This is a genomic window from Pseudomonas sp. SDO524_S393, assembly GCF_054071875.1.
In genome coordinates, this window is sequence record NZ_JBSVVZ010000123.1 from 1 (window position 1) to 8748 (window position 8748).

General features: G+C 62.2%; 8 protein-coding genes. 5 read left to right on the forward strand and 3 right to left on the reverse strand.

Going from position 1 to position 8748, the window contains the following annotated elements:
• Nucleotides 1-88: 88 nt before the first annotated feature.
• Both ACW9IB_RS28840 and ACW9IB_RS28845 read right to left on the reverse strand, forming a co-directional pair.
• A complete protein-coding gene (locus ACW9IB_RS28840) occupies nt 89-847 on the reverse strand; it encodes a YdcF family protein (protein ID WP_457416703.1) in 759 nt (252 codons plus the stop codon).
• 116 nt (nt 848-963) lie between these two features.
• A complete protein-coding gene (locus ACW9IB_RS28845; RefSeq protein ID WP_457369082.1) occupies nt 964-1281 on the reverse strand; it encodes a hypothetical protein in 318 nt (105 codons plus the stop codon).
• Between the two features lie 261 nt (nt 1282-1542).
• Here ACW9IB_RS28845 and leuS point away from each other — a divergent pair, with 261 nt between their 5' ends.
• The 5 genes from leuS to ACW9IB_RS28870 all read left to right on the forward strand — a co-directional run bounded on the left by leuS (nt 1543) and on the right by ACW9IB_RS28870 (nt 7629).
• The gene (gene leuS, locus ACW9IB_RS28850; RefSeq protein WP_457416705.1) at nt 1543-4149 is read left to right on the forward strand and encodes a leucine--tRNA ligase; all 2607 of its coding nucleotides are present in this window, start codon (nt 1543-1545) and stop codon (nt 4147-4149) included.
• A gap of 88 nt (nt 4150-4237) precedes the next feature.
• Nucleotides 4238-4843, forward strand: a complete 606-nt coding sequence (locus ACW9IB_RS28855) for an LPS-assembly lipoprotein LptE (RefSeq protein ID WP_457369080.1) — start codon at nt 4238-4240, stop codon at nt 4841-4843.
• Between the two features lie 39 nt (nt 4844-4882).
• A complete protein-coding gene (gene holA, locus ACW9IB_RS28860) occupies nt 4883-5920 on the forward strand; it encodes a DNA polymerase III subunit delta (RefSeq protein WP_457369079.1) in 1038 nt (345 codons plus the stop codon).
• A 157-nt stretch (nt 5921-6077) separates the two neighbouring features.
• A complete protein-coding gene (gene arfA, locus ACW9IB_RS28865; RefSeq protein ID WP_457369078.1) occupies nt 6078-6242 on the forward strand; it encodes an alternative ribosome rescue factor ArfA in 165 nt (54 codons plus the stop codon).
• A gap of 61 nt (nt 6243-6303) precedes the next feature.
• Complete coding sequence (locus ACW9IB_RS28870) at nt 6304-7629, forward strand: lytic murein transglycosylase (protein ID WP_457416707.1); 1326 nt, start codon at nt 6304-6306, stop codon at nt 7627-7629.
• Nucleotides 7630-7742: 113 nt separating this feature from the next.
• Here ACW9IB_RS28870 and ACW9IB_RS28875 read toward each other — a convergent pair whose 3' ends face one another.
• Nucleotides 7743-8663, reverse strand: a complete 921-nt coding sequence (locus ACW9IB_RS28875; protein ID WP_457416709.1) for a S66 peptidase family protein — start codon at nt 8661-8663, stop codon at nt 7743-7745.
• Between the last annotated feature and the right edge of the window lie 85 nt (nt 8664-8748).

The window sequence follows — 8748 nt, forward strand, 5'->3', positions numbered from 1 at the left end:
AGTTGGTGGGTTTGTGGACTGACACGCCGCATTCGCGAGCAAGCCCGCTCCCACACAAGCCAGCCCCACATCTGGATGTGGGGTGTTATCAGTAGAACAACCGATACCCCACCTGCCCCACCGCTTCATTGATCAACTGTCCGCTCTGCCACACCGACTTGAACTCCGGCATCCAGCCGCCCAACGGGCGCGCGTTATCCACCCCCAGAAAACCCACGGGCGCCGGCACCACGGTGAAGCCCGCCTGTTCAAAGCTCCAGACCGAACGCGGCATGTGCCAGGCCTGGGTCACCACCACCACACGCTTGATGCCCTCTGGCAGCAGAATCTCGGCGCTCATCTGTGCGTTTTCCCAGGTGGTGCGGCTGCGCTCTTCCTTCCAGCGCACCGTCACGCCGAAGTCATCCTGCATCGACACTGCCATCAACTGCGCTTCGCTGGGCGGCGTGCCGTAATGCAGGCCGCCGGTGGTCAGCACCGGCAACCCCGACGCCTTGGCCAACCGCGCGGCATATCGTTGGCGTTCGAGCCCGATGCCGGTGGGCTGATCGCTGCCCCAGGCGGGATCACCGCGCTCACGTCCGGAGCCCAGTACCACAATGGCGTCGGCACGTTGGGCCAGCGTCGACCACGCTTCCCGCGCCAGGGGAGGCTCTGTTTCCAGCGCCCGTGCGCCCCACTCCACCACGACCGGCAGACTGATCAGCCAAAGCCCGCCAAAACCCAAGGCAAAGCAGCCAGCCGCCAGACGCGGGCGGCGACGGCGAAACCACCAGGCAAACGCCAGCAGCAGCAAGAAGATGCCGGGCGGCAATAACAGTTGTTTGATGAAATAACGAATAGGCATCGGGCATCTCCATGGATGCCCGAAGCCTAAGGTGGAACAGGGTTTAACGACAATCTTTAGCGTGGTCTGTGTAACAGCCACCTGACGCGACGATGCAGTTCAAGGGGGGCAATGAATCACTTGTACCGGACAGACCGGAGTTTTTCCGGGCCGCGACCGGCTGGCAAGTCCTTGAGCCACACCACCTTGGCAGAGTGCGGGGGCTCCTTGGCTGGCGGGGTTGCCATCCACGGAGGCGCGCTACGCCCGTTCATTTCCAGATAAGCCTTGATCAGCTCCAGTTCCGCGCGGCTCAAACCTCGCAGTTCCAGCTCCACAGGCCGCTCATCACGTAATCGACCTGCTGTATTTGCTGCATCCAATGCACGACCCAAGCGGTCGATCAGTCCCTGGTAGATTTCCGGTTTCGTTAACGTTCGCTGCGATTCAACCATCCCCTCACCTCATTGAAGAAAGACTTGCTCCCCAATAAACAGCGTAGCCCCCGCGGCTACGCCTGCCTTGCGCCGCGACAGACGGCCTTGCACGCGCAATCAGGGTTTCCCTCGATAGAGTGGGGTCATGTATGCTACGGCGCTTCCTGTAACTCCACTTCCCGCAGGGTTTGGGCACGGACGCGCCGCTTTCTGGTGTCGATCTGCCCCGACAGTGCACCGAAGAGGATTAGGCCACCCCTATTCAGTTCAAAAGTAGCCATGCACGAACAATATCAGCCCCGTGAAATAGAAAATGCCGCCCAAACCTTCTGGGACGCGCAGAAGTCCTTTGAAGTCAGTGAACAGCCAGGCAAGGAGACGTACTACTGCCTATCGATGTTCCCTTACCCCAGCGGCAAGCTACACATGGGGCACGTGCGCAACTACACCATCGGCGATGTGATTTCCCGCTATCAGCGCATGCTCGGCAAGAACGTCCTGCAACCCATGGGTTGGGACGCCTTCGGCATGCCGGCGGAAAACGCCGCGATGAAAAACAACGTAGCGCCCGCCAAGTGGACCTACGAGAACATCGCGTACATGAAGTCCCAACTGCGCAGCCTGGGCCTGGCGGTAGACTGGTCCCGTGAAGTGACCACCTGCAAGCCGGACTACTACCGCTGGGAACAATGGCTGTTCACCCGCCTGTTCGAAAAAGGCGTGATCTACCGCAAGAACGGCACCGTGAACTGGGACCCGATCGACCAGACCGTACTCGCCAACGAACAGGTGATCGACGGTCGCGGCTGGCGTTCCGGCGCGCTGATCGAAAAGCGCGAAATCCCGATGTACTACTTCAAGATCACCGCCTACGCGGATGAGCTCTTGTCGAGCCTCGACGATCTGCCGGGCTGGCCTGAACAGGTCAAGACCATGCAGCGCAACTGGATCGGCAAATCCAAGGGCATGGAAGTGCAGTTTCCATACAACGTCGATTCCATCGGCGAAGCCGGCGCACTGAAAGTCTTCACCACCCGCCCGGACACCCTGATGGGCGCGACCTACGTCGCCGTGGCCGCCGAACACCCGCTGGCCACCCAGGCCGCCCGGAACAACCCTGAGTTGCAGGCGTTCATCGCCGAATGCAAAGGCGGCAGCGTGGCTGAAGCCGACGTCGCCACCCAGGAGAAAAAAGGCCTGCCGACCGGCCTGTTCGTCGAACACCCGCTGACCGGCGAGAAGCTGCCGGTGTGGGTCGCCAACTACGTGCTGATGCATTACGGCGATGGCGCCGTAATGGCCGTGCCGGCCCACGACGAGCGCGACTTCGAATTCGCCAGCAAATACAACCTGCCGATCAAATCCGTGGTGCGCACCAGCTCGGGCGACACCAACCCCGCCCCATGGCAGGACGCCTACGGCGAGCACGGCGAGCTGATCAACTCCGGCGAATTCAACGGCCTCGACTTCCAGGGCGCGTTCGATGCCATCGAAGTGGCGCTGATCAAGAAAAACCTCGGTGCCTCCCGCACCCAGTTCCGCCTGCGCGACTGGGGCATCAGCCGCCAGCGCTACTGGGGTTGCCCGATCCCGATCATCCACTGCGAAAGCTGTGGCGACGTGCCGGTACCGGAAGACCAACTGCCGGTCGTGCTGCCGGAAGACGTGGTGCCGGACGGCGCCGGTTCGCCGTTGGCGCGCATGCCCGAGTTCTACGAGTGCAGTTGCCCGAAATGCGGCCAGCCTGCCAAGCGTGAAACCGACACCATGGACACCTTCGTCGAGTCCTCGTGGTACTACGCCCGCTACGCTTCGCCGCACTTCGAAGGCGGCCTGGTGGAAAAATCCGCGGCCGACCACTGGTTGCCGGTGGATCAGTACATCGGCGGTATCGAACACGCCATCCTGCACCTGCTCTACGCACGCTTCTTCCACAAGCTGATGCGCGACGAGGGCCTGGTGAGTTCCGACGAGCCGTTCAAGAACCTGCTGACCCAGGGCATGGTGGTTGCCGAGACTTACTATCGCCGCGAAGCCAATGGCGCCTACACCTGGTTCAACCCGGCGGATGTGGAACTGGAGCGCGACAGCAAGGCCAAGGTTATCAGCGCCAAGTTGATCGCCGACGGCCTGCCGGTGGAAATCGGTGGCACCGAGAAAATGGCCAAGTCGAAGAACAACGGCGTTGACCCGCAGTCGATGATCGATCAGTTCGGTGCCGACACGTGCCGCCTGTTCATGATGTTCGCTTCGCCGCCGGACATGAGCGCCGAATGGTCCGACTCCGGCGTCGAAGGCTCGCACCGCTTCCTCAAGCGCGTCTGGCGCCTGGCGCACGCCCATGTCAGCCAGGGCCTGCCCGGCAAGCTGGACGTGGCCGCCCTGAGCGACGAGCAGAAAGTCATTCGCCGCAGCACCCACCTGGCCATCAAGCAAGCCAGCCAGGACGTGGGCCAGCACCACAAGTTCAACACCGCCATCGCCCAGGTGATGACCCTGATGAACGTGCTGGAAAAAGCGCCGCAAGCGACCGAACAGGACCGCGCGCTGATCCACGAGGGCCTGGAGACGGTTACCCTGCTGCTGGCACCGATCACACCGCACATCAGCCACGAACTGTGGAGCCGTCTGGGCCACAGTGACGCAGTGATCGACGCCGGCTGGCCTGTGCAGGACGACAGCGCGCTGGTGCAGGACACGCTGCAACTGGTGATTCAGGTCAACGGCAAACTGCGTGGCCAGATCGACATGCCGGCCAGCGCCAGCCGTGAAGACGTCGAAGCGGCCGCACGCAGCAACGAAAACGTGCTGCGCTTTACCGAAGGCCTGACGATCCGCAAAGTGATCGTGGTGCCCGGAAAACTGGTCAACATCGTCGCTAGCTAATCGGATCGGGCAGGGGGCTCGAGCCCCCTGCCGAACAAAGCCTTCAGGGCCTCGACAAGGCCCACATGGTTTCAAGGGGAGCAACAAAATGATCAAACGCAATTTGCTGGTTATGGGCCTTGCCGTCATGCTGAGCGCTTGCGGCTTCCAGCTGCGCGGCACCGGCACCAACGACCTGACGCTCAAGGAACTGGACGTCAGCGCCCGTGATGCCTATGGCGATACCGTGGTGCAGTTGCGCCAGGTCCTGGAAAACAGTGGTGTTCACCTCTACAGCGGCGCGCCCTACAAGCTGATGCTGGTGAACGAAAAAGAAACCCAGCGCAACCTGAGCTACGCCAGCGCTGGCCGTTCTTACGACATTGAACTGAGCACCGAGCTGGCGTTCCAGATTCAGGGCCGAGACCACTTGCCACTGCTGGGCGACAAAGTCCAGGTGCAGAAAATCGTGACCCACGACGGCAACAACCTGGTGGGCTCGGACTCCGAGATCATCCAGGTACGCAAGGAAATGCGCCGCGAGCTGGTACAACGCATGGTCTTGCGTCTGCAGATGCTGACGCCCGAGAAGCTGGATGCCTTGCAACAAATGGCCGACAACAAGGCCAAGGCCGATGCCGATGCGCTGAAAGCGGCGCAGGAGTACGAAGACAACACGCCGAAACAGTCGCCTGTTGAAGTCCCTGTCGAGTAAGCCAGACGGGGCGCCCCCGGCGCCCCGTTCTTCCTGCCTATGAAACTCGCCCCCGCCCAACTCGCCAAACACCTGCAAGGTGGCCTTGCGCCTGTCTACATCGTCAGCGGTGATGACCCGCTGCTGTGCCAGGAGGCCGCTGACGCCGTCCGCACCGCTGCGCGCCAACAAGGTTTCGATGAGCGCCAGGTGTTCGCCGCCGACGCCAGTTTCGACTGGGGCACGCTGCTGCAGGCTGGCGCGAGCATGTCGCTGTTTGCCGAAAAACGCCTGCTGGAACTGCGCCTGCCCTCGGGCAAGCCTGGCGACAAGGGCGCGGCAGCCCTGATGGAATACTGCGCAAGGCCCGCCGAAGATACGGTACTGCTGATCAGCCTGCCCAAGCTCGACGGCAGTGCGCAGAAAACCAAATGGGGCAAGGCGTTGGTGGAAGGCCCGCACACCCAGTTCATCCAGATCTGGCCGGTCGACAGCAGTCAGTTGCCACAGTGGATTCGCCAGCGCCTTTCCCAATCGGGGCTGTCGGCCACCCAGGACGCGGTTGAACTGATTGCTGCGCGGGTTGAAGGCAACCTGCTGGCCGCCGCCCAGGAGATCGAAAAGCTCAAGCTGATGGCCGAAGACGGGCAGATCACCGTCGAGACCGTTCAGGGCGCGGTGGCCGACAGCGCGCGCTTCGATGTGTTCGGGCTGGTGGACGCCATTCTCAATGGCGAACCCGCCCACGCCCTGCGCATGCTCGAAGGCCTGCGCGGCGAAGGCGTGGAACCGCCGGTGATTCTCTGGGCGCTGGCCCGGGAACTGCGGGTATTGGCCAATATTGCCCTGCAATACAGTCAGGGCACGCCTTTGGACAAAGCTTTCAGCCAGGCCAAGCCACCGGTGTGGGACAAGCGCAAGCCGCTGATGAGCAAGGCGCTGCAACGGCATACTGCGCAACGCTGGGCGCAGCTGTTGCTGGAAGCCCAGCGCATCGATGCGCAGATCAAGGGCCAGGCGGCCGGTTCACCGTGGATGAGCCTGAGCCGTTTGTCGCTGTTGATGGCTGGCCAGCGCCTGGCACTCCCTGCCGAATAACACCCTCAAGAACACCGCATTCCCCTGTGGGAGCTGGCTTGCACATCAATCGTGCTCACTTCATAAATCGAAAGTACCTACACACCGGCGGGCTTTACAGCGCTGCAACTTAGGCAGATGATCTGCACCGTTTTATCCCCCAACGAGAGTACCGATCATGAGCAAAAAACCGTCCAAGCATGGCCCCAACAAGGCCAAGTCCATCGTCGCCCAGCCATTGTTCCGCAGCCGCCAGGAACGCCCCGGCAAGGGCAAAGGCAGCTACCGCCGCGAAGCCTTCCAGTCTGACAGCTGGGAGGCTTCTTACTTTCTGGCTGCCTGAAGGCAAGCGCCCCTCCGGCATGATAAGGTCTGCACCTGATTTGTAATTCCTGGACCTGTGCATGCCCTCTAGTCTTTCCCGTCGCTGGCACTTTCGCCAGTTGATCGCTGCCTCCAGCCTCATTCTGCTAGTCGCCTGCGCGGAAAAACCCACCGCCGCCGACGCCCAGCCCCTGCCGAAGCTCCAGACCGCACCGGTCGCCGCTCCCGCTGTCGTGGCCCCCTTGGCCGTGGACAACCTCGATATCCAGCCGACCCAGACCTTTGCCGAGTGGCAGGCCGCTTTCCGCGTCGAAGCCCTGAAGGCCGGCATCACAGCCGCCGTATTCGACAACGCCTTCGCCAATGTCACACCGGACATGGCCGTGATTCGCGCCGACCGCAGCCAGCCGGAGTTTTCCCGTCCGGTGTGGGAATACCTCGACGGCGCCCTGTCGGCAGTGCGTGTGCGTAATGGCCAGGCCTTGCTGATCAAGTACGCCGATATTCTGCAAAGTATCGAGCAACGTTACGGCGTGGATCGCCAGGCCCTGGTCTCGGTATGGGGCATGGAAAGCAACTTCGGCCAGTTCCAGGGCAATAATTCGGTGATCCGCTCCCTGGCGACCCTGGCCTATGAAGGCCGTCGCCCGGCATTCGCCCAGGCGCAATTGCTGGCCGCGTTGCAGATCATCCAGCACGGCGACATCCAGGCCGACCAGATGAAAGGCTCCTGGGCGGGCGCCATGGGCCAGACGCAGTTCATTCCGACCACCTACAACACCCATGCCGTGGACTTCGACGGCGATGGACGCCGCGATATCTGGAACAGCCCGGCCGACGCCCTCGCCTCCACCGCCCATTACCTGCAAAGTTCCGGCTGGCAGAAAGGCCAGCCATGGGGCTTCGAGGTGAAACAACTGCCGACGAACTTCGATTACGCCCTGGCCGATGGCGGCGTGCGCAAGACCGTTGCCGAATGGCTGAGACTGGGCATCCAGCTACCACCGGGCGCGACCTTGCCGCCAAATGTCGACCAACTGTCCGCCGCCCTGCTGCTGCCGGCCGGCTACCGGGGCCCCGCGTTCCTGGTGCTGGATAACTTCCGCGCGATCCTCAAATACAACAACTCGTCGTCCTACGCATTGGCGGTCGGCTTACTGTCGGAGCGCTTCGGCGGCGCCGGTGTGATTCGTGGCGACTGGCCAAAAGATGAGCTGCCGCTGAGCCGTTCCCAGCGCATCGATCTGCAGACGGCGCTCAGCGCCAATGGCTATGACGCGGGCAACCCGGATGGAATCATCGGCGCCAATACGCGCAAGGCGATTCGTGCGGCGCAGCAAGCGTTGGGCTGGCCGGCGGATGGCTATCCGACGGTGAAGCTGCTGGAGTCGTTGCAGAACCGGTAGATCGTTGCAAGGCGACTACCGCCATCGCAGGCAAGCCAGCTCCCACAGGAGAATGCGTTCCAAATGTGGGAGCTGGCTTGCCTGCGATGACTGCCTGACAGGCGACGACTCACTCAGGTCTTAAAGACCACATCCTGCTCCAGCACCAACCGCTGCGCCCCCGCATCCAGCCTCAGTTGCGCGCCCATCGGCAGTGTCAGGTTCGGATCGCAATGCCCACTGCGCCAGCCGGACAGTACCGGTATGCCCAGAGGGGCGAAGGTCTGCGTCAGCAGCCGCTCCAGCACCGCGCTATCCACACCTGCCACATCCCCGACCAGCACACCCGCCACCTGGGCCAGCTTGCCCGCCAGCCGTAAATGGGTGAGCAGGCGGTCGATACGGTAGATCGGCTCGTTGACGTCCTCGATCAGCAGGATGATGCCTTCGGCGTCAATTTCGTAAGGCGTGCCCATGACCGCTACAATCATCGACAGGTTGCCCCCCAGCAAACGCCCACGCGCAACGCCAGGTGTGATCGTGACCAACGGATGGTCCGCGGGGTGCTCAAGCACACTCCCAGCCCCCACCTGACCACACAGCAGGTTGAACAACGAAGTCTCGGTAGGCTGGCGCTTATCGCCCAACAGGTCGGCATTGAGCATTGGCCCGTGAAATGTCACGAAGCCGGCGTAACGGTTGATCGCCAGGTGCAACGTGGTGATGTCGCTGTAGCCTACGAATGGTTTGGGGTTGGCGCGCAACAGCGCGAAATCCAGGCTATCGAGCAGACGCGGTGTGCCATAACCGCCGCGCAGGCAGAAGATGGCATCGATATCGGGGTCGGCGAAGGCGGCGTGCAGGTCATCAAGACGGACTTGATCGCTGCCGGCGAGGTAGCCGTCGCGTTCATAAACACCGGGAAAGATACGAAGTTCGTAGCCGCGAGTACGCATCCACTGGCCAGCTTTCTCGACATCCAGTGCCGCAGGGCCGGCGGGGGCGATCAGGGCGATGGTGCCTTCAGAGCGCAAGGCAGGTACGGCAATGCTCATCCATGGACTCCCTATCTATAACGCAGAACGAACTGTGGGAGCTGGCTTGCCTGCGATACAGGCACCTCGGTGTATCTGGTGCACC